The organism is Mycolicibacter terrae, from assembly GCF_010727125.1.
Lineage (GTDB): Bacteria > Actinomycetota > Actinomycetes > Mycobacteriales > Mycobacteriaceae > Mycobacterium > Mycobacterium terrae.
Window position 1 is genome coordinate 3,564,930 of record NZ_AP022564.1, and the last position, 19,165, is coordinate 3,584,094.

Annotated in this window: 25 protein-coding genes and 3 tRNA genes; 10 read left to right on the plus strand and 18 right to left on the minus strand. The window is 67.8% G+C overall.

Annotated elements, in window-relative coordinates; translation table 11 throughout:
* The first annotated feature begins 38 nt into the window (after nucleotides 1-38).
* The 4 genes from G6N23_RS16870 to G6N23_RS16885 all read left to right on the plus strand — a co-directional run bounded on the left by G6N23_RS16870 (nucleotide 39) and on the right by G6N23_RS16885 (nucleotide 4,284).
* A complete protein-coding gene (locus G6N23_RS16870; RefSeq protein ID WP_095173713.1) occupies nucleotides 39-1,385 on the plus strand; it encodes an ABC1 kinase family protein in 1,347 nt (448 codons plus the stop codon).
* 2 nt (nucleotides 1,386-1,387) lie between these two features.
* On the plus strand, nucleotides 1,388-2,293 hold the full coding sequence (locus G6N23_RS16875; protein ID WP_085259817.1) for an alpha/beta hydrolase: 906 nt from the start codon (nucleotides 1,388-1,390) through the stop codon (nucleotides 2,291-2,293).
* Between the two features lie 81 nt (nucleotides 2,294-2,374).
* Complete coding sequence (locus tag G6N23_RS16880) at nucleotides 2,375-3,238, plus strand: cyclopropane mycolic acid synthase family methyltransferase (RefSeq protein ID WP_085259816.1); 864 nt, start codon at nucleotides 2,375-2,377, stop codon at nucleotides 3,236-3,238.
* Between the two features lie 155 nt (nucleotides 3,239-3,393).
* A complete protein-coding gene (locus tag G6N23_RS16885) occupies nucleotides 3,394-4,284 on the plus strand; it encodes a cyclopropane mycolic acid synthase family methyltransferase (RefSeq protein ID WP_085259815.1) in 891 nt (296 codons plus the stop codon).
* Between the two features lie 62 nt (nucleotides 4,285-4,346).
* Here the strand turns inward: G6N23_RS16885 and rplA are convergent, their stop codons facing one another.
* The 11 genes from rplA to G6N23_RS16940 all read right to left on the minus strand — a co-directional run bounded on the left by rplA (nucleotide 4,347) and on the right by G6N23_RS16940 (nucleotide 9,044).
* Nucleotides 4,347-5,054, minus strand: coding sequence for a 50S ribosomal protein L1 (gene rplA, locus G6N23_RS16890; protein WP_085259814.1), 708 nt, complete (start codon nucleotides 5,052-5,054; stop codon nucleotides 4,347-4,349).
* Nucleotides 5,055-5,186: 132 nt separating this feature from the next.
* Nucleotides 5,187-5,615: a 50S ribosomal protein L11 gene (rplK, locus tag G6N23_RS16895; RefSeq protein WP_019735193.1), complete on the minus strand. Its 429-nt coding sequence runs from the start codon at nucleotides 5,613-5,615 to the stop codon at nucleotides 5,187-5,189.
* Nucleotides 5,616-5,638: 23 nt separating this feature from the next.
* Nucleotides 5,639-6,445: a transcription termination/antitermination protein NusG gene (nusG, locus tag G6N23_RS16900; RefSeq protein ID WP_085259813.1), complete on the minus strand. Its 807-nt coding sequence runs from the start codon at nucleotides 6,443-6,445 to the stop codon at nucleotides 5,639-5,641.
* Nucleotides 6,446-6,468: 23 nt separating this feature from the next.
* Complete coding sequence (gene secE / locus G6N23_RS16905; RefSeq protein ID WP_085259812.1) at nucleotides 6,469-6,915, minus strand: preprotein translocase subunit SecE; 447 nt, start codon at nucleotides 6,913-6,915, stop codon at nucleotides 6,469-6,471.
* Between the two features lie 86 nt (nucleotides 6,916-7,001).
* A tRNA-Trp gene (locus G6N23_RS16910) sits at nucleotides 7,002-7,074 on the minus strand.
* A gap of 157 nt (nucleotides 7,075-7,231) precedes the next feature.
* Nucleotides 7,232-7,732, minus strand: coding sequence for a (3R)-hydroxyacyl-ACP dehydratase subunit HadC (hadC, locus tag G6N23_RS16915; RefSeq protein ID WP_085259811.1), 501 nt, complete (start codon nucleotides 7,730-7,732; stop codon nucleotides 7,232-7,234).
* 11 nt (nucleotides 7,733-7,743) lie between these two features.
* Nucleotides 7,744-8,172 (minus strand): (3R)-hydroxyacyl-ACP dehydratase subunit HadB, encoded by a 429-nt coding sequence (hadB, locus tag G6N23_RS16920; protein ID WP_085259810.1) that lies wholly within the window; start codon nucleotides 8,170-8,172, stop codon nucleotides 7,744-7,746.
* Nucleotides 8,159-8,635, minus strand: coding sequence for a (3R)-hydroxyacyl-ACP dehydratase subunit HadA (hadA, locus tag G6N23_RS16925; RefSeq protein WP_085259809.1), 477 nt, complete (start codon nucleotides 8,633-8,635; stop codon nucleotides 8,159-8,161). The genes hadB and hadA overlap by 14 nt, the downstream gene beginning before the upstream one ends.
* Nucleotides 8,636-8,647: 12 nt before the next feature.
* Nucleotides 8,648-8,815 carry a 50S ribosomal protein L33 gene (gene rpmG, locus G6N23_RS16930; RefSeq protein ID WP_013827599.1) on the minus strand — a complete coding sequence of 56 codons (168 nt, stop codon included), beginning with the start codon at nucleotides 8,813-8,815 and terminating at the stop codon, nucleotides 8,648-8,650.
* Between the two features lie 44 nt (nucleotides 8,816-8,859).
* Nucleotides 8,860-8,933: transfer RNA gene (locus tag G6N23_RS16935), tRNA-Met, on the minus strand.
* Nucleotides 8,934-8,971: 38 nt separating this feature from the next.
* Nucleotides 8,972-9,044: transfer RNA gene (locus G6N23_RS16940), tRNA-Thr, on the minus strand.
* A 147-nt stretch (nucleotides 9,045-9,191) separates the two neighbouring features.
* Here G6N23_RS16940 and G6N23_RS16945 point away from each other — a divergent pair.
* Entirely contained in the window at nucleotides 9,192-9,908 is a 717-nt protein-coding gene (locus G6N23_RS16945) for an MBL fold metallo-hydrolase (protein WP_085259808.1), read from the plus strand.
* An 11-nt stretch (nucleotides 9,909-9,919) separates the two neighbouring features.
* The gene (locus G6N23_RS16950; RefSeq protein ID WP_085259807.1) at nucleotides 9,920-10,750 is read left to right on the plus strand and encodes a DUF8453 domain-containing protein; all 831 of its coding nucleotides are present in this window, start codon (nucleotides 9,920-9,922) and stop codon (nucleotides 10,748-10,750) included.
* Nucleotides 10,751-10,757: 7 nt separating this feature from the next.
* On the opposite strand, the gene G6N23_RS16955 is transcribed toward G6N23_RS16950, so the two are convergent.
* From G6N23_RS16955 to G6N23_RS16965, 3 genes are read right to left on the minus strand one after another with little or no spacing between them, the layout of a single operon-like run.
* Nucleotides 10,758-11,804 (minus strand): patatin-like phospholipase family protein, encoded by a 1,047-nt coding sequence (locus tag G6N23_RS16955; protein ID WP_085259806.1) that lies wholly within the window; start codon nucleotides 11,802-11,804, stop codon nucleotides 10,758-10,760.
* A gap of 10 nt (nucleotides 11,805-11,814) precedes the next feature.
* A complete protein-coding gene (cynS, locus tag G6N23_RS16960; protein WP_443677237.1) occupies nucleotides 11,815-12,264 on the minus strand; it encodes a cyanase in 450 nt (149 codons plus the stop codon).
* Between the two features lie 23 nt (nucleotides 12,265-12,287).
* Nucleotides 12,288-12,725 carry an SRPBCC family protein gene (locus tag G6N23_RS16965; protein WP_085259804.1) on the minus strand — a complete coding sequence of 146 codons (438 nt, stop codon included), beginning with the start codon at nucleotides 12,723-12,725 and terminating at the stop codon, nucleotides 12,288-12,290.
* Between the two features lie 45 nt (nucleotides 12,726-12,770).
* On the opposite strand from G6N23_RS16965, the gene G6N23_RS16970 reads away from it, so the two are divergent.
* Genes G6N23_RS16970 through G6N23_RS16985 form a run of 4 tightly spaced genes read left to right on the plus strand, consistent with a single transcriptional unit; the run spans nucleotide 12,771 to nucleotide 15,251 of the window.
* On the plus strand, nucleotides 12,771-13,277 hold the full coding sequence (locus tag G6N23_RS16970; protein ID WP_085259803.1) for a redoxin domain-containing protein: 507 nt from the start codon (nucleotides 12,771-12,773) through the stop codon (nucleotides 13,275-13,277).
* Nucleotides 13,274-14,116 carry a cytochrome c biogenesis CcdA family protein gene (locus G6N23_RS16975; protein ID WP_085259802.1) on the plus strand — a complete coding sequence of 281 codons (843 nt, stop codon included), beginning with the start codon at nucleotides 13,274-13,276 and terminating at the stop codon, nucleotides 14,114-14,116. The genes G6N23_RS16970 and G6N23_RS16975 overlap by 4 nt, the downstream gene beginning before the upstream one ends.
* A 9-nt stretch (nucleotides 14,117-14,125) precedes the next feature.
* Complete coding sequence (locus G6N23_RS16980; RefSeq protein WP_085259801.1) at nucleotides 14,126-14,641, plus strand: hypothetical protein; 516 nt, start codon at nucleotides 14,126-14,128, stop codon at nucleotides 14,639-14,641.
* Complete coding sequence (locus tag G6N23_RS16985) at nucleotides 14,634-15,251, plus strand: RES family NAD+ phosphorylase (protein WP_095173712.1); 618 nt, start codon at nucleotides 14,634-14,636, stop codon at nucleotides 15,249-15,251. Before G6N23_RS16980 ends, G6N23_RS16985 begins: the two co-directional genes overlap by 8 nt.
* Before the next feature lie 226 nt (nucleotides 15,252-15,477).
* On the opposite strand, the gene G6N23_RS16990 is transcribed toward G6N23_RS16985, so the two are convergent.
* The 4 genes from G6N23_RS16990 to G6N23_RS17005 are packed head-to-tail and all read right to left on the minus strand — an operon-like array spanning nucleotide 15,478 to nucleotide 19,126.
* Nucleotides 15,478-16,602 (minus strand): 6-phosphofructokinase, encoded by a 1,125-nt coding sequence (locus G6N23_RS16990; RefSeq protein WP_085259800.1) that lies wholly within the window; start codon nucleotides 16,600-16,602, stop codon nucleotides 15,478-15,480.
* On the minus strand, nucleotides 16,599-17,762 hold the full coding sequence (locus G6N23_RS16995) for a zinc-binding dehydrogenase (RefSeq protein WP_085259799.1): 1,164 nt from the start codon (nucleotides 17,760-17,762) through the stop codon (nucleotides 16,599-16,601). The genes G6N23_RS16990 and G6N23_RS16995 overlap by 4 nt, the downstream gene beginning before the upstream one ends.
* A 50-nt stretch (nucleotides 17,763-17,812) precedes the next feature.
* Nucleotides 17,813-18,640 (minus strand): cytochrome c biogenesis CcdA family protein, encoded by an 828-nt coding sequence (locus G6N23_RS17000; RefSeq protein WP_085259798.1) that lies wholly within the window; start codon nucleotides 18,638-18,640, stop codon nucleotides 17,813-17,815.
* Complete coding sequence (locus G6N23_RS17005) at nucleotides 18,641-19,126, minus strand: protein disulfide oxidoreductase (protein ID WP_085259836.1); 486 nt, start codon at nucleotides 19,124-19,126, stop codon at nucleotides 18,641-18,643.
* Nucleotides 19,127-19,165: the final 39 nt, after the last annotated feature.

Here is a 19,165-nt window from a genome sequence, read left to right on the forward strand (position 1 = left end):
GCGGAGAACTTCCGCCGGTGATTTGGCAGACTGCAGCAATGAGTTCGACCCCGCCCCGCCAGGTGGTCCAGCTCGACCGGGTGCCGTTGCCGGTCGAGGCCGCCCGCGTCGGTGTGACCGGCTGGCAGCTCACCCGCGCCGCCACCCGGGTCTGCGCCCGACTGCTCGGACCGGGACCGATCCAGCAGAAGGTGATCCGGGAGCTGCCGCAGACGTTCGCCGACCTGGGACCCACCTACGTTAAGTTCGGCCAGATCATCGCCTCGAGCCCCGGGGCGTTCGGCGAGCCGCTCTCGCGGGAGTTCCGCGGACTGCTGGACTCCGTGCCGCCGGCCGACCCGGCCGCGGTGCACAAACTGTTCGTCGAGGAACTGGGCGCCGAACCGCAGCAACTGTTCGCCGAGTTCGACGAGACACCGATCGCCTCGGCGTCCATCGCCCAGGTCCACTTCGCCACCCTGCACAGCGGCGAGGACGTCGTGGTCAAGATCCAGCGTCCGGGCATCCGCCGCCGGGTCGCCGCCGACCTGCAGATCCTCAAACGGTTCGCGCAGGTCGTCGAACTGGCCAAGCTGGGTCGCCGGCTGTCCGCCCAGGACGTCGTCGCCGACTTCTCCGACAACCTCGCCGAGGAGTTGGATTTCCGCATCGAGGCGCAGTCCATGCAGACCTGGGTGTCGCACCTGCACGCCTCACCGCTCGGCAAGAACATCAAAGTGCCCGACGTGCACTGGGACTTCACCAGCGAACGGGTGCTGACGATGGAACGGGTGTCGGGGGTGCGCATCGACGACGCCCCCGCCATCCGCAAAGCCGGCTTCGACGGGGTGGAGCTGGTCAAGGCGCTGCTGTTCTCCACCTTCGAGGGCGGGCTGCGGCACGGTCTGTTCCATGGCGACCTGCACGCCGGCAACCTGCTGGTCGACGAAGCGGGCCGGGTGGTGTTCCTGGACTTCGGGATCATGGGCCGCATCGACCCGCGCACCCGCTGGCTACTGCGCGAGCTGGTGTACGCCCTGCTGGTCAAAAAGGACCACGCCGCGGCCGGCAAGATCGTGGTGCTGATGGGCGCGGTCGGCACCGTCAAACCCGAGGGCCAGGCCGCCCAGGACCTGGAGGCGTTCGCCACGCCGTTGACGATGAAGTCGTTGGGCGACATGTCCTACGCCGAGATCGGCAAGCAGCTCGGTGCGCTGGCCGACGCCTACGACGTCAAGCTGCCGCGTGAGCTGGTGTTGATCGGCAAGCAGTTCCTGTACGTAGAGCGTTACATGAAACTATTGGCGCCACGCTGGCAGATGATGTCGGACCCGCAGCTGACCGGCTACTTCGCTAACTTCATGGTCGACGTCAGCCGCGAACACAAAGACTCACCGGAGGTATAGCCGTGGACGTTCGCAGCGGTACCGCCCGCTCCGGAGACCTGGACATCTTCTACGAGGACATGGGAAACCCCGATGACCCGGCCGTTTTGCTGGTGATGGGCCTGGGCGCACAGCTGCTGCTGTGGCGCACCGGGTTCTGCGAGAAGCTGGTGGCGCAGGGCCTGCGGGTGATCCGCTATGACAACCGGGATGTCGGCCTGTCCACCAAGCTGGGCCGCAAGCACGCCCGCGGCGCACTGGTGCCCCGGATGGCGCGGTTCTGGCTGGGCAAGCCCAGTTCGGCCGTCTACACCCTGGAGGACATGGCCGACGACGCCGCCGCCCTGCTGGATCACCTGGGCATCGACAAGGCGCACGTGGTCGGCGCCTCGATGGGCGGGATGATCGCGCAGGTGTTCGCGGCCCGATTCGCCGACCGGACCCGGTCGCTGGCGGTGATCTTCTCCAGCAACAACCGGCGGTTCCTACCGCCACCGGCGCCGCGGGCGCTGCTGGCGCTGCTGTCCGGGCCGCCGCCGGACTCACCGCGTGAGGTGATCATCGACAACGCGATGCGGGCCAGCCGGATCATCGGCAGCCCGCGCTACCCGACTCCGGAGGAGCAGCTGCGGGCCAACATCGTCGAGGCCTACGAACGCAGCTACTACCCCTGGGGCATCGCGCGGCAGTTCGGCGCGATCCTGGCCAGCGGCAGCCTGGCCGCCTACGACCGGCTGATCACCGCGCCGACCGTGGTCATCCACGGACTGGCCGACAAGCTGATGCGCCCGTCGGGCGGACGGGCGATCGCCGACGCCATCGACCGGGCCCGGCTGGTGCTGGTCGAGGGCATGGGCCATGACCTGCCCGAGGAGTTGTGGGACCAGGTCATCGGTGAATTGACCGCCACGTTCGCTGTGAGCAGGTAGGCAGGCAAGACACCCGGCCGACTACCGGTAGTCTGTGTTGGATTTGCCTACCCCCCCACCCAAGATCGCGAGTAATCAGGAATGTCCAAGCTGGAGCCGAAGTACGAGGAACTACAGTCCATCTACGACATCTCGAATGAGTTCTATGAGCTGTTTCTAGGGCCCACGATGGGCTACACCTGCGGGTTCTACCCGGACAAGGACACCACCTGCGACGAAGCCCAGATCGCCAAGTTCGACCTGGCACTGGGCAAACTGGGCTTGCAGCCCGGGATGACGCTGCTCGACATCGGCTGCGGCTGGGGGGCCTGCATGCAACGAGCGATCGAGAAGTACGACGTCAACGTCATCGGGCTCACCCTCAGTGGCGAGCAGCGCGAGTACGCGGTGGAGAAACTGGCCAAGGTGAAGACCAACCGCAACGTCGAGGTGCGACTGCAGGGCTGGGAGGAGTTCACCGACAAGGTGGACCGGATCGTGTCGATCGGCGCGTTCGAGCACTTCGGCCGTGACCGCTGGGAAGACTTCTTCCGGATCAGCTACGACGCGTTGCCCGCCGACGGGCGGATGCTGCTGCACACCATCACCGCGATCGCCGGGTCGGAGGACGCGCTGGCCAAGGGCCTGCCGCTGACGATGGACCTGGCCAAGTTCACCCTGTTCATCATGAAGGAGATCTTCCCCGGCGGGCAGGTGCCCTCGGCGTGGTTGCCCCGCAAGTTCGCTGCTGAGGCCGGCTTCACCGTCACCCGGGACGACGAGATCGGGCCGCACTACGCGCGCACCCTGGAGGACTGGGCGGCGATGTTGGCGGCCAACAAGGAGCGGGCGATCGAGGTGCAGGGCCAGGTGGCCTACGACCGTTTCGACAAGTACCTCAACGGCTGCGTGAAACTCTTTCGCGAGGGCTACAACAGCGTGCACCAGTACACGCTGCAGAAGTAGCACCGGCCCGCTCTTCGCGGCCGTCGGCTCGGCTGCGATTCACCTCAACCGATTCCCCCTTTACCAGCTAAGCTGCAACAGTTGACCGGCACGGGCGACACCACCGGCACGTCCGGTCCAACGGCGGGTTACATCAGGAAGGCAACCAGTCACAGATGGCGGAGAAAGCTTCACACACCGCGGGGATGCGTCCGAAGTTCGAAAATATCCAGGCCCACTACGACCTGTCCGATGACTTCTTCGCGCTGTTCCAGGACCCGACCCGAATCTACAGCTGTGCGTACTTCGAGCCGCCGGACCTCACCCTGGAGCAGGCGCAGATCGCCAAGGTCGATCTGAACCTGGACAAGCTGGATCTGCGGCCCGGCATGACGCTGCTGGACATCGGTTGCGGCTGGGGCGCGACCATGAAACGCGCCGTGGAGAAATACGACGTCAACGTCGTGGGGCTGACCCTGAGCACGAACCAGCACGTCTACTCCCAGAATCTGCTCGACGAGATCGACACTGAGCGGTCCCGTCGGGTTCTGCTGCGGGGCTGGGAGGAGTTCCACGAGCCGGTGGACCGGATCGTCTCCATCGAGGCGTTCGAGCATTTCGGCTTCGAGAACTACGACGACTTCTTCAAGAACTGCTTCGAGATCATGCCGGCCGACGGCCGGATGGCCATCCAGAGCAGCGTCAGCTTCCACCCCTATGACCTGAACGCCCGCGGCAAGAAGCTGACGTTCGAGACCGCCCGGTTCATCAAGTTCATCCTCACCGAGATTTTCCCGGGCGGCCGACTGCCCACCACCGAGATGATGGTGGAGCATGGGCAGAAGGCCGGTTTTACTGTGCCGGAAGCGCTTTCACTGCGCTCGCATTACATCAAGACGCTCAGGATCTGGGGCGACGCGCTGGAAGCCCATCACGACGAGGCCGTCGCGATCCAGTCCGAAGAGGTCTACGAGCGCTACATGAAGTACCTGCGCGGCTGCGAGTACTACTTCGCCGATGAGGTCCTGGACGTCAGCCTGGTCAGCTACGTCAAGCAAGCGGCCTGACCCGCGATCTCACAACGAAAAGCCCCCGTCACGCCTGGCGTGCGGGGGCTTCTCGCTGGTGTCTACTCGGCCGCGAAGTTGCGGGTGACGGTCGTGTCCACCGGAATGCCGGGGCCGGTCGTCGTCGAGATCACGATCTTCTTGAGGTAGCGCCCCTTGGACGACGACGGCTTGAGCCGCAGCACCTCCTCGAGGGCGGCGCCGTAGTTCTCCGCCAGCTTGGACTCCTCGAAGGAGGCCTTGCCGATGACGAAGTGCAGGTTGGCCTGCTTGTCCACCCGGAAGTTGATCTTGCCGCCCTTGATGTCGGAAACGGCCTTGGCGACGTCGGGGGTGACGGTGCCGGTCTTGGGGTTGGGCATCAGGCCACGCGGGCCCAGCACGCGGGCGATGCGACCCACCTTCGCCATCTGGTCAGGGGTGGCGATCGCGGCGTCGAAGTCGAGGAAGCCGCCCTGGATCTTCTCGATCAGGTCGTCGCTGCCGACCACGTCGGCGCCCGCGGCGATGGCCTGCTCGGCCTTCTCGCCGACCGCGAACACCGCCACGCGGGCGGTCTTACCGGTGCCATGCGGCAGGTTCACGGTGCCGCGGACCATCTGGTCTGCCTTGCGGGGGTCGACACCGAGCCGGATGGCGACCTCGACGGTGGCGTCCTGTTTGGTCGAGGACGTCTCCTTGGCCAGCTTGGCGGCCTGCAGCGGGCTGTAGAGGTTGTCGCGGTCGATCTTCTCGACGGCGGCGCGGTAGGCCTTGCTGTTCTTGCTCATCGGTTATCCAATCTCGTGGTTGGTTGTGGTTAGCGGGCCGAGCTGGCCCTCCCACGCTTTCTTTGCGTTGACTCTGCGTTCACGGCGGTGCCTACTCGCACTTTTACGCCGTCAGCGCAGGATCAACGCGCGCTACTCGACGGTGATGCCCATCGACCGGGCGGTGCCGGCGATGATCTTGGCGCCGGCCTCGACGTCGTTGGCGTTGAGGTCGGCCTTCTTGGTCTCGGCGATCTCGCGGACCTGGTCCCAGGTCACCTTGGCGACCTTGGTCTTGTGCGGCTCGGCCGAGCCCTTGGCGATGCCGGCGGCCTTGAGCAGCAGCCGCGCCGCGGGCGGGGTCTTCAACGCGAAGGTGAAGCTGCGGTCCTCGTAGACGGTGATCTCCACCGGTACGACGTTGCCGCGCTGGTTCTCCGTGGCGGCGTTGTAGGCCTTGCAGAACTCCATGATGTTGACGCCGTGCTGACCGAGCGCGGGTCCGACCGGCGGAGCGGGGTTGGCCTGGCCGGCTTCGATCTGAAGCTTGATCAGACCGGCGACCTTCTTCTTGGGGGCCATGAAGGGTGTTCCTTTCCTACGTACTAAATCTTGGAGACCTGGGTGAAGGTCAGTTCCACAGGCGTCTCGCGGCCGAAGATGGACACCAGCACCTTGAGCTTCTGTTGTTCGGCGTTGACCTCGCTGATCGAGGCGGGCAGCGTGGCGAACGGTCCGTCCATGACGGTGACGGACTCGCCGACCTCGTAGTCGACCTCGATGACCGGCCGTTCCAGACCGCCCTCGCTGGCGGCCGCCGCGGTGCTGGCCGCCCCGCGCGCCTGCTTCTTGGCCGCACCCTGCGGCAGCAGGAACTTGACCACGTCGTCCAGCGGCAGCGAGGTCGGGCGCGAGGTGGCGCCGACGAATCCGGTGACGCCCGGGGTGTTGCGCACCGCGGACCAGGAGTCGTCGGTCAGGTCCATCCGCACCAGGATGTAGCCCGGCAGCACCTTGCGGTTGACCTGCTTGCGCTGGCCGTTCTTGATCTCGGTGACCTCTTCGGTGGGCACTTCCACCTGGAAGATGTAATCCCCGACGTCGAGGTTCTGCACGCGGGTCTCGAGGTTGGCCTTCACCTTGTTCTCGTAGCCGGCGTAGGAGTGGATGACATACCAGTCGCCCGGCTTGGTGCGCAGCTCCGCCTTCAGCGCCACCGCGGGGTCGAGTTCCTCGGGTTCGGCCGGCTCGGCTTCGGCCGGCTCGGCCTCGGCCGCCTCGGCGACCTCCGGGGTCTCGGCGGTTTCAGCAGCCTCAGGGGTCTCCTCAGCCGAGGCCTCGTCGGGCACCTCGGTCGTCTCCGCCACGTCGACCGGCTCGCCCGCAGGCGTATCGCCGTCGAAGGTAGTCACGGTTGTCAGTCCTTCCTATAACTTCACTCGCCGAACACCAGCAGCACCAGCCGGGCGAATCCGAAGTCGGCACCGGCGACCAACGCCACCATGAAGACCAGGAACGCCAGCACCACCGCGGTGTAGGTGACCATCTGCTTGCGGTTCGGCCAGATCACCTTGCGAAGTTCGCCGACGACCTGCTTGAGATAGTTGAAGACGAAGAGGAACGGATTACGCGACGGCCCGTCCGACTTCTTCTTGGCCTTCTTGGGCTTCTTGGCGCCGGTGTCGTCGCCACCCAGCTCCGTCGCCGTGGACTCCAGTTCCTCGACGTCGTCGGACACCCGCCGACGGGAGCGCTTGCCGGTGGGCCGCAGCGGGTCGCCGACCTGCCTGCTCGCCACGGCCGTGCGACCGGGGCGGACCGTGGAGTCGGCCTCGCTGTCGCCGTCGGCTGCGGCGTCGGGACGGTCGAGCTCGTCGGTCACCGCATGCTCCTTCGTTCTTCTCGCTTACGTGTTGCCGTACCGCACCTGGTGAGTTCCAGTGTCCACTGTCCACCATGGCACGTCAGCAGGGGCGACAGGACTTGAACCTGCAACCTGCGGTTTTGGAGACCGCTGCTCTGCCAGTTGAGCTACGCCCCTTCGCGGTTGGCAGACCAACCTGCGTTCCGGGGCCTCACCTGTGCACCGTCTCCGGCCCACACAATTCGCGCGCTCCCCGTTCGCCTCACGGAAAGCGCGCTAGTGCTGGGAAAACCCCGAGGTCCGAGTGTACCTCGCCGCTGCGGCCAGTTACTAATCAGGCTGTTCGGACGACCTGACCGGATTCGGCGTCCCACTTCAGGCTCACCGAATCGTCGCCGTCGTGGCCCATCATCGTGGTGAACGCCTCCAGCACGACATCGCCGTCCTGGTTGGTCAAGATGTTGCGGGTCGTCACGATGTCAGCGCCGAACCGCTCGTTGACCGACGCGATCTCCATCCGCGCGTAGAGGACGTCGCCGGCCTTGATCGGTTTGCGGTAGGTGAACCCCTGGTCGACCTGCACCATCTGCATGGTGGTGTAGCCGGTGTCGACGTTGCGGAAGAAGTCGGACTGCACCAGCTTGGCCAGGATCGCCACGAAGGTCAGCGGGGCCAACACCGAGTCGTAGCCCAGTTCGGCCGCCGCCGCTTCGTCATAGCAGGCGGGGTCCTCGCACTTGATGGACTTGGCGAACTCGCGGATCTTCTCGCGGCCCACCAAGAACGGCTCCGGGTAGCGCCAGATCAGGCCCCGGATGTCGGTTTTGATCGCCATCGTTGAATCCCCTAGGCGAGCTTCGCCGAGGCGACCGCCCGTCCGAAGATCTTCTTTCCACCGGTCGTGGCGGTGAGCGCGATCGTCACCGACTTGGAATCGGGGTCCACAGACTTCACCCGGCCGCTGAAGACGATCTCGGCGCCCTTGCCGTCGTTGGGCACCGGCACCACGGCGGTGAAACGGACGTTGTACTCGGTCACCGCTCCCGGGTCACCCACCCACGCGGTGACGTAGCCGCCGCCGAGCCCCATGGTCAGCATGCCGTGGGCGATCGCGGTGTCCAGGCCGACCTGCTGAGCGATCTCGTCGTCCCAGTGGATCGGGTTCAGGTCGCCGGACACGCCGGCATAGTTGACCAGGTCCTGCCGCGTCAGGGTGATGACCCGCTCCGGCAGCTGATCGCCGACCTTGACCGAACTGAACTCACGCAACGCCATCGGTGAAACCCTTATCTTCCTCGCCGGCACGACCAGCCAGCGTCGTGTACGTCTCCTGCACGATCTCACCGGCATCATTGGTGACCACCTGCCGGGTCATGATGATGTCGGTGCCGTGTGCGCGACGAACCGATTCGACCGAGACGTCGCAGTACAACCGGTCCCCCTCTTTGATCGGCTGGTGAAACTCCAGCTTCTGGTCCACCTGGACGATCTGAGCGTCGTCGGTGGTGACCCCGACGTGCTCGAAGAACGACGAAATCGCCTTGTGCCCGAACACCGAGATGTACGTCAGCGGTGCCAGCAGCCCCTCGTAACCGAGGCCGGCGGCCGCCCGTACGTCGAGACTGGCCGGGTCCACGGCCTTGACGGCGCGGGCGAATTCACGGATCTTCTCCCGCTCCACCTCGTAGTGGTCGGGATAACGGTAGTGCGCCCCGGCGAGGCGCTCGGCCAACGACACGGTTTGCGCTACCTAGCGTGATTCGCGGTGAGACTGGTGCTTGCCGCAGTTGGGGCAGAATTTCTTCAGCTCCAGCCGGTCGGGGTCGTTGCGGCGGTTCTTCTTGGTGATGTAGTTGCGGTGCTTGCACACCTCACAGGCCAAGGTGATCTTCGGCCGCACATCGGTGCTGGAGGCCACGTCAGCTGCCCTCTTTCATCTATTGTTGCGCTGGTTTCTCGTAGTAGCGATGGCCGGACTTGAACCGGCGACCTAACGATTATGAGTCGTTCGCTCTAACCAACTGAGCTACATCGCCGCGGGTAATACACCTGCCAGCAGGCCCGGCGTCCACCGAGCCCCCTAACGGAATCGAACCGTTGACCTTTTCCTTACCATGGAAACGCTCTGCCGACTGAGCTAAGGGGGCCTGACACACGGCGGCCATGCGGCGCCGTGAGCCTGTAGAAGGTTACAACCTCGGCCACGAGGTCACCAAACCGCGGTGCCGACAGCGACGACCTGCCGCGCCCGCCTTCACCGCGGTAGCGGTCACCGCTGCTTTAGGGTAGAGGGCGTGCCCGAATCCGACCGGTTGTATTTCCGCCAACTGCTCTCCGGACGCGATTTCGCGGTCGGGGACCCGATGGCCACCCAGATGCGCAATTTCGCGTATCTGATCGGTGACCGGCAGACCGGCGACGCCGTGGTGGTCGACCCGGCCTACGCCGCCGGCGATTTGCTCGACACCGTCGAAGGCGACGGCATGCGACTGTCCGGCGTGCTGGTGACGCATCACCACCCCGATCATGTGGGCGGGTCGATGATGGGATTCGAACTCAAGGGCCTCGCAGAGCTGCTGGAGCGGGTCAGCGTCCCGGTTCACGTCAATACCCATGAAGCGCAGTGGGTTTCGCGGATCACAGAGATTCCGATGACGGACCTGACCTCGCATGAGCACGGCGACAAGGTGAGCATCGGCGACATCGAGATCGAGCTGCTGCACACGCCCGGGCACACCCCGGGCAGTCAGTGTTTCCTGTTGGACGGCCGGCTCGTCGCCGGCGACACGTTGTTCCTGGAGGGCTGCGGCCGCACCGATTTTCCCGGCGGCGACTCCGACGAGATGTACCGCAGCCTGCAGCAGTTGGCCGCCCTGCCGGGCGACCCGACGGTGTTTCCCGGTCACTGGTATTCGGCCGATCCGAGCGCCGCGCTCTCCGAGGTCAAACGATCCAACTACGTATTCAGCGCCGGAAGCCTGGACCGGTGGCGCATGCTGATGGGCGGATGAGGGGATAGCCGATGGGATCAGTCGAGGACCGCTGGTACGACGTCACCCACGCGGGGCCGGAGACCTGGCTCGCGTTCGCCGCGTGGCTGGCGATCGGGATCACCGTGCTGGCGCTGTTCTATCTGAACCGGCAACTGCAGCGAAACCGCCGTGCGGCGGCCGAGCAGACCCGCCCGCACGTGGCGATGTTCATGGAGCCGCACGCCGCGGACTGGCACGTCATCGAGCTGGTGGTCCGCAACTTCGGCAAGACCGCCGCCTATGACATCCGGTTCTCGTTCGCCCAGCCGCCGACCGTGGCCCGCTATGAGACGGCTTCGGACGGCTACGCCGACGTGGTCGCGCTGCAGCTGCCCGAGGAGCTGACGGTGCTGGCGCCGAACCAGGAGTGGCGCACGGTGTGGGATTCGGCGATCGACCGGGCCGAGCTCGGTGAGGGCATCGAGTCGCGGTTCACCGGGACGGTCAGCTACTTCGACACCCCCGAGGAGCCCAAGGGCTGGTTCGGGCGTGGCAAGCGGACCCGCTACGAGAACAAGGTGACGCTGGACTGGGGCGACCTGCCGCCGGTGCGCCGCGTCGAGTTGATGACCACCCACGACCTGGCCAAGCGGGAGAAGCAGAAGCTGGAGCTGCTGCGCAGCCTGCTCAGCTACTTCCACTACGCCAGCAAGGAGACCCGCCCGGACGTGTTCCGCGGCGAGATCGAGCGGATCAACGGGGCGGCCCGCGAGATCCAGGACCGGCTGCGCGGCCGGGAGCAGCTCGAGGGCGCCGGCAACACCGACATCACGGTGCGGCTCGGCGATGCCAGCGCCGAGCTGGGCAAGCACCGCCACTGAGCCCGCGTCACTCGGCGCCCGGGTAGTGCGCCACCCGGAACCGCTGGAGGTAGGCCGGCCAGTCCCAGCCCGACAGGAACTCCTGCGTCGCGACGTAGCCGTTGTCGTAGAGCTCTTCGAGGCGGGCGCGGGAGATCCCGAAGTCCAGCACCCCGACGTCAGTCGGGTGGATCTTGATGGCGCGCACGCTGACCCACGGCTGGTTCAGGTAGGTCTGGTCGTGGCCGATCAGCAGGGTGCTGATCAGGTTCTCCAGCAGCCGCGACTGCCCGAACATGCGCAGCGGCCGCAGGCCCGGAACCATGTCACCGATGTCGCCGCCGGACAGCTCCGGCACCACCGTCACCCCGAAGGTGGGCCACAGCGGTGCGCGGCCGTCGAGCCGGTCGAACGTGTAGATCGGGAAGTTCGACAGCACCCCGCCGTCGACCAGGGTGGATCGCCGCCCGGCGGCGCTGGTCAGCGTCACCGGGCGGTAGAAGAACGGCACCGACATCGAGGCGCGCACCGCGTCGGCGACGGACTGCTCGTCGGGGTCGAGGCCGTAGACGCGACGGTAGTCCCACGGCAGCCGGACCAGCTGCCCGGTCGTCACGTCGGTCACGCTGACCACCGCCCGGTAGCGCCGCTCGGTCAGCAGGTTGACTGTGCTGTCGTAGGCCAGATCTCCCCAGGTGCGCACCCCCAGGTTGGCCAGCTCGCTGCGGATCCAGTCGTGGGCGACGTCGCCGCGGTACAGGCCGCTGTCGCGCAGGAATCCGTACGCCGCGCCCAACAGCGGGACCGGCACCTCGGTGTCGCGCCAGGTGTGCAGCGGCACCGACAGCGCCAGTTCCTTGACCTGCGCCGCGGTCAACTGATCGCCCTGTGCGGCCGCGGCCAGGATGGTGCCCACGACCGATCCGCCGGACACCCCGGAGATGCGCTGCACCGAATACCCGGCGTCCATCAGCGCGACCACCGCGCCGACCAGCCCGATGAACCGCACTCCCCCGCCGGACAGCACCAGGTCCGCGTTCAGCGGCTGGGTCTTCGGCGATCCGCGAGCGGCCATCGGTCGGCGCTCAGTCCGCGGAGTTCCACTCGTAGGGCAGGAATTTGCCGTCGAGGGTGATCACCACCCGATCACCGCCCGGGTGCGGCTTCTTGTCGATGTCCACGCTGAAATTTATCGCGCTCATGATGCCGTCGCCGAACTGCTCGTGGATCAGTTCCTTGATCGCCGGGCCATAGACGCTCACCGCCTCATGCAGCCGGTAGATGGTCGGGTCGGCGGGCACGCGAGACTGCTGGCCGCGCATCGGCACCGCGGCCAGCACCGGCACCACCGAACGATCCAGCCCGAGCAGCCCGGCCAGGATCTCACCCAGCTCGGCGGGGATGGGCTGCTGGCCCAGCAGCGCCGAGGTGGTCCACACGACCGGTCTCTTGATCGCGTCGGCCAACTCCTGCCAGGTCAGGCCCTTGGCCAGCCGGGCGGCGACGATCTGCTCGGTGATCTCGCGTCGGTTCATGGCTTCCAGCATGCCCGTGTCGCTCAGCCTTCGAAATAGCGGCGCAGGTTCTCCCACATCGCGGCATGCGAACTGCCGCCGTCGCGCAGCACGGTGTTCATCAACAACCCGGGCGCTGTGATGTCGACCTGCTCGTGCAACCGGCTGCCGCCACCGTGCGGGCGCACGGTCACCGTCGACCACATCTCGATGCCGGGCCGCTGCAGCGTGTGGCTGCGGATCTCACCGGGGCGGTCGGCCCGCAGCTCCACCCGGCAGGTGAAGCGGATCGGTATGCCGTACAGGCGCATGCGGTGCGGGGCCAGGTAGCGGGTGGCGCCGTCGGTACCGCCGGGGATCCGGCGCACGTCCACCAACATCGGATGCAGGGCCTCGTAGTTGACCAGGTCGGCCAGAAACGTCGCGACGGCGTCCGGGGGCGCGGCGATGTCGGCGGTGTGCTCCAGGCGTCCGCAGGCCATGTCAGCGACCTTAGCCCGGTGAGGACCGCTGGCATACTCGGCGGCATGCCCCCTGCCAAAGTCTCCGGACTGCGCCTGCTGATCGCCGTACTGATGGCCGCGGCGGCGCTGTTGGCCGCGGGCTGCGGTTCGCGGACCACATCCGCGAGCACCCAGCTGGACTTCACCGCCCAAACCCTCGACGGCCGGCCGTTCTCCGGCGCGAGCCTGCACGGCAGGCCGGCGGTGCTGTGGTTCTGGGCGCCGTGGTGTCCCACCTGCCAGCGGGATGCACCGCTGGTGGTGCGGGTGGCCGCCGCGAACCCGGCGGTGACGTTCGTCGGGGTGGGCGCCCAGGACCAGCTGGACGCACTTCAGCGGTTCAGCACCAAGTACGGCGTCGACAAGTTCACCCAGTTGGCCGACACCGACGCCGCGGTGTGGGCCCGCTTCGGGGTGACCCGTCAGCCCGCGTACGCCTTCATCAGCCCGGACGGGAAGGTGGAGGTGGTGAAGGGCTCACTGTCCGAAGCCGATCTGAGTGCCCGAGTGCATGCTTTGACGCAGTCGTGATCGACACCGCCACACTGAGTTTCGCCCTGGGCGCCGGGCTGGTCGCGGCGCTGAACCCGTGCGGGTTCGCATTTCTTCCGGGCTATCTGGGTTTGGTGATCGCCGACAGCCGGGGCGCGTCGCGGCCGGTCGCGCTGGCCCGGGCCGGTGCGGCGACGGTGACGATGTCGGCGGGATTCCTGACAGTGTTCGGGATTTTCGGGTTGGCGGTGTCGCCGCTGATCGCCTCGGCGCAGAGGTATCTGCCGTTCGCCACCGTGGTCATCGGCGTAGGGCTGCTGGCGATGGGCGCCTGGCTGCTGTCCGGTCGGGACATCTCGGTGCTGCTGCCCAAGGCGGTGGGCGCAACCCCGACGGCGCGACTGGGCTCGATGTACGGCTACGGCGTCGGCTACGCGGTCGCGTCGCTGTCCTGCACGATCGCGCCGTTCCTCGCGGTGATCAGCACCACGTTCCAACGGGGCTCCACGCTGGCCGGGGTGCTGGCGTTCGTCGCCTATGCCGCCGGTATGAGCATCACCGTCGGGGTCGCGGCGCTGGCGGTGGCACTGGCCGGCTCCTCGGCGACCTCGGCGCTGCGCCGGGTGCTGCCGTATGTGGGCCGCATCGCCGGGGTGATCGTGGTGTTGACCGGGCTGTACGTCACCTATTACGGCTACTACGAGATCCGGTTGTACTTCGCCGGGGCCGGCGCCGACGATCCGGTGATCCACGCGGCGGGCGTGGTGCAGTCCTGGCTGGCCGATCAGGTCGACGCGCTGGGGGCCTGGCCGCTGTTGGGAGCGGCCGTAGTACTAGTATCGGTTTCGATTGTTTCAATTAGGCGCACTCGCGGGTAGCATGGACCCATGCCCACCGCCGCCGCACCCATCGCCCGCCTGATCGCCGAACGCGCCCGCGCCGATGCCGGGTTCGCCCAGGTGCTCGACGCCCTGATGGAGGCGCCGACCGCGCCGCAGGGCACCTTGGAGCGCATCGCCGCCCACGCGCTGAACGACCAGCGCCGCGCCGCCCTGATCGACGACTTCGTCGCCGGGGCACTGCCCACCCCGAAGGTCCAGGCGCTGCTGCGGCTCGGCACACCGCAGGCCGTGCACCGGCTGCGCAGCCGCGGCAAGCTCATCGGCGCGCCCGTGGGCAACCAGACCTGGTTCCCCGCCTGGCAATTCGACGACGCGCGGCTGCGCGCCGACCTGCCCGAGATCCTGGAGCTGCTGGGCCGGTTCACCACCGATCCGCTGGCCGCCGACCGCGTCATGCGGCTCACCCATGACGAATTGGGCGGTGTCTCGATCGCCGAGGCGCTGCGCCGCCCCGACACCGCGGCGACCGCCCGGCGGATGCTCACCGCGCTCGGTGCCTGAGCTTCCCGCCGGCTACCGGGCCCCGCTGCCCGATGCCCGGCCGACCGGGCTGCGCCGCCGCCGGATCACCGCCGGGACGCAGCTGTGGCGCCTGGACGCCGAGCATCCCGGCGCCTGGACGTGGGAGGGCTTCGCCGAACCGCGCTACCGCTTCGACCCGTCGTCGGGAGGTTTCCGCACCCGCTACGGCGCAACCGATCTGCTCGGCGCGTTCCGGGAGCGCTACCGGCTGACCGGGCTGATGATCCCCGCCGACCACTCCGGCCACCACCTGGTGCTGCTGACCGCCGCCCGGCACCTGCGGGTGCTCGACCTGCGCACCGAACGCAACCTGGACGCCCTGGGGGTCGACGACCAGATCAGCACCGGCCAGCACGACGCGGTGTGGGGCACCTGCCAACAGCTGGCCGACGCGGTGCGGCGCTGGTGGCCCGAACCCGAGGAATGCCCGGATGCGATCGTCTACCGGTCGCGCACCACCCCGGAGACCTCGGTCAACTTCGCGTTCTTCGCCGTCGAAGCGTTCGAGGTGGCGGCGTGGCCGCTGTCGCAGCGCCCCGACGTGACAGCGGATCTGGTGCTGCGACACGGGTTTACGATCGGATACTGAGCGCGTCGTTTCCCGCCCGCCCCATCCGTCACCGGTCCGGAGGATATGGGTGTGTGCCCGCCTTTGAGCGACAATGCCGATTATGTCAAGCTGTGGCGGCGCCGGCCCGACGCCCGATTCCCGCCGCGCGCCCCGGGCGGGCTGACATAACGCCGCCTGTCGCTCAAAGGCGGGCACACATCACATCCCCCACGACGCCGGAGGACCACCGCCGCAGGCCGCGGGCTCAGCCCGCAGCAACGCTCTCATCGCCGAACCGGATACCCATGTCGCGAGCGGTCTGGATCGAATCGCAGTCCGGCGGAACGGTTTTCTGCCGGCTGATGGCGTCGGCCAGCGGCACATAGTCCACCGTCGGCGGGTTGAGCGCCACCATCACCCCGCTGTGGCCCTCATCGAGGGCGCGCACCGCGGCGGCCCCGAACCGCAGCCCCAGCAGCCGGTCCAGCGACGTCGGCGATCCGCCACGCAGCAGGTGGCCGAGTACCACCGCGCGCGATTCGCGCCCGGTCAGCGCCTCGAGTTCGGCGGCCACCTTCGCACCGACGCCGCCCAGGCGTTCGGCCTGGCCCACCGACTTGGCCATCACGGTGCGCTCGCCGCCCACCGGCATGGCGCCCTCGGCCACGCACACGATGGAGTACGTCGAACCGCGTTGTGCCCGTTGGTTGATCAGTTCGGCGACCGGTTCGAGGCGGTAGGGGATCTCCGGGATGAGGATGGCGTGTACCCCGGAGGCCATGCCGGCGTGCAGGGCGATCCAGCCGGCGTAGCGGCCCATCACCTCGACCACGATGATCCGGCTGTGCGACGTGGCGGTGGCGAACAGCCGGTCGATGCACTCCGAGGCGAACCCGACGGCGCTGTCGAAGCCGAATGTCGACGCGGTGCGGTCCAGATCGTTGTCGATGGTCTTGGGCACCCCGACCAACCGCAGCCCTGCCTTGTGCAGATGGTCGCCGATCGTCAGCGACCCGTCGCCGCCGACGGTGACCAGCGCGTCGACCCGGCGTTCGGCGAAAAGCTCGAGCAGCTCCTCGGTGCGGTCGACCTCGACCCAGCTGCCGTCGGCCTGCTGCACCGGGTAGGCGATCGGGTTGCCGCGGTTGGTGCTGCCCAGAATGGTGCCGCCCTGGTGGATGATGCCGCGCACCCGGTCGCGGGTCAGGTCGATCAGCCCACCGTCGGCGTAGTCGTCGCCCAGCAGCAACCCGTTGAAGCCGTCGCGGATGCCGACCACATCCCAGCCGCGGTTGCGGGCGGCCAGCGTGGTGGCGTAGATGACGGCGTTGAGACCGGGCGCGTCGCCGCCGCCGGTACTGATCGCGATGCGTTTGATGCCGGGCGTCACGACACCTCCTGTGACGCGCTCTTCGGGTCGATCAGGATCTTGGCGTGCTTGGCCGGGTCACCCAGCGCGTCGAACGCATTGGCCACCCCGCCCAGTCCGATAGTGCCGGTGATCAGCGGCGAAACATCGACCTTGCCCTCGGCGATCATGTGCAGGGTGTCACGGAATTCCATTGGCGTGTATCCCAATACGAACCGCAGGTCGGTTTCCTTGTTGATCGCGATCGCGGGCCGGAACGCGTCGTTTCCCATGCACACCCCGACCACGACCACCCGGGAGAACAGGGGCGCACCGGCGATGATGCCGTCGATGACACCCGGTACCCCGACGCACTCGAAGATCACCGGGCGGTTGGGGGTGGCGGCCCCGACGGCTTCGGCGGCCCGCCAGACGTGCCACCAGGGCAACCGTGCCTTGTACAGCTTTTCGACGGTGCCCACCGCCAGGCCCAGCGCATCCGGCGCTTTCTCCAGGTGGCCGTGGCCCGCGGCGGCGGCATACGGCGAGTCCTGTGCCGGGTCGACGACGATGTCGGCGCCGCATCGGGTGGCCAGCGCGCGCCGGCCGGGCGAGAAGTCGCCGGCGATCACCGTGCGCACCCCGCGCGCCTTGAGCATGCACACCACCGCCAGGCCGATGGGTCCACAGCCGATCACGATCGCCACGTCGCGTTTGCGCACCTCGCCGCGCCGTACGGCATGCCAGGCGACGGCCATCGGCTCGGTGAGGGCGGCCGCGTCCACCGACAGCCCGTTGGGAACCGGCAGGGCCAGCGACTGCTCGACGAGCATCTGCTCGGCGTAGCCGCCCGGCGCCGATTCCGACAGCCCGACCGCATGGACGTCCTCGCCGCGCCGCAACAGTGGGATCGCGACCACCCGGGTGCCGGGCCGCGGCGCTTTGCGGGTCCGGGGCCCGTGGTCGAGCACCTCACCGCAGAATTCGTGCCCGAGCACCACCTGCTGATCCGAGCGCATGAACCCGTCGTAGCCGGTCTCGGCCATGATGTCGGCGACGTCGTCGCAGTGCTGCCGGGCGTGCAGGTCCGAGCCGCAGATGCCGCAGCGCAGCACCTCGAGCAGCAGTTGGCCTTTGGCCGGAACCGGGGTGGGCAGGTCGACGACTTCGAGTTGCGAGTTCTTACAGCTGACCGCTTTCACAAACTCCAGCCTACGAGGCAGGCCCGCCGGCGCCGGGGTTTGCGGTGTTGTCAACGACCGGGGCGGCGAGCACCCAGCATCGCACCCAGCCCGAGCAACGCCAGGGCCGCCAGCCACGGCCAGGCCCCCTGCTGGTGCACCCAGCCGGCGAGCGTGCCCTGTAGCCGCCCCGCCGCGGCCAGCACCCGGTCCCCCGTGCCGCCGCCCAGCTCGAACAGCCGAACCTCGTAGTAGCCGTAGTAGCCAACGTAGAGCCCGACGGCCACCAGCAGTGCACCGCTGATCCGGCTGGCGTAGCGGGTGATTCGGCGCATCCGGTCGATCAGCGCCGAGCGGGCCAGCGCCACCGCGATCGCCAGCACCCCGACCAGCAGACCGAACCCGGCCGCATACGCCAGATAGGCCGTCATCCCGCTGACGCCGCCGCGCAGTGCCGCCCCGGTGACCGCCAGAAAAGGGCCGATGGTGCAGCCCAGTGATGCGCACGCGTAGCCCACTCCGTAGCCGAGCATCGACCCGATCCGGGCGGTCGGTGCCCATCGCCCGCCGAATGCGGCGACCGCGAGCCGGCGGCCCGCCAGCAGCCAGGCACCGAGCGCCACCAACACGATGCCGATCGCAACGGTGGCGTAGGGCAGGTAGCGCTGCACACTGGACGCCACCGTGACGGTGAGCAGCCCGAAAGTGCCGAACACCGCCAGAAAGCCGAGGGTCATGGCCGCGGTGGCCGCCAGCGCCCGGCCGACCGCGGCCCAGCCGCCGCCGTGCTCACCGCGCACCACCAACGCCAGATAGGCGGGCAGCAGCGCGAATCCGCACGGATTGAGAGCAGCCACCAGCCCGGCGGCGAAGGCCAGCCCCGGCAGATTCTGGTTCACCTAGCTCAGTGCCGCGACCCGGTCGGACAACTCCTGTTGCGACATCGCCGAAGTCGGGTTGTTCACGAATGTCGAGGTGCCATCGGAGCGCTCGAATACGTACGCGGGCTGCCACGGCACCCCGAAGCGCGCCCAGATCGAGCCGTCGGCGTCGTTGAGGTTGGTGAAGTTCAGGTGGTATTTGTCCACGAAGTTCTGCATAGACGCCACATCGGAGCGCCCCGCCACCCCGACGAACCTCACCCGCGGGTTGGCGGCCGCGACTTGGCTCACCGACGGCGCCTCGGCGTTGCAGAACGGGCAGCTCGGCCTCCAGAACCACAGCACCACGGGCTTGCCCTGCAGGCTGGCGCCGTTGAACGCCGCCCCGTCGACGGTGGTGGTGGCGAACTGCAACCGGTCATCGGAGGCGGTGGCGGCCGGTGGGGCGGCCAACCCGACGACCAGTGCGGCAACGGCGGCCAGTATCAGCGTGTAGATCCTCATGCCATGCACGACGATGGCGACCGGCCGATAGTTCAGCAC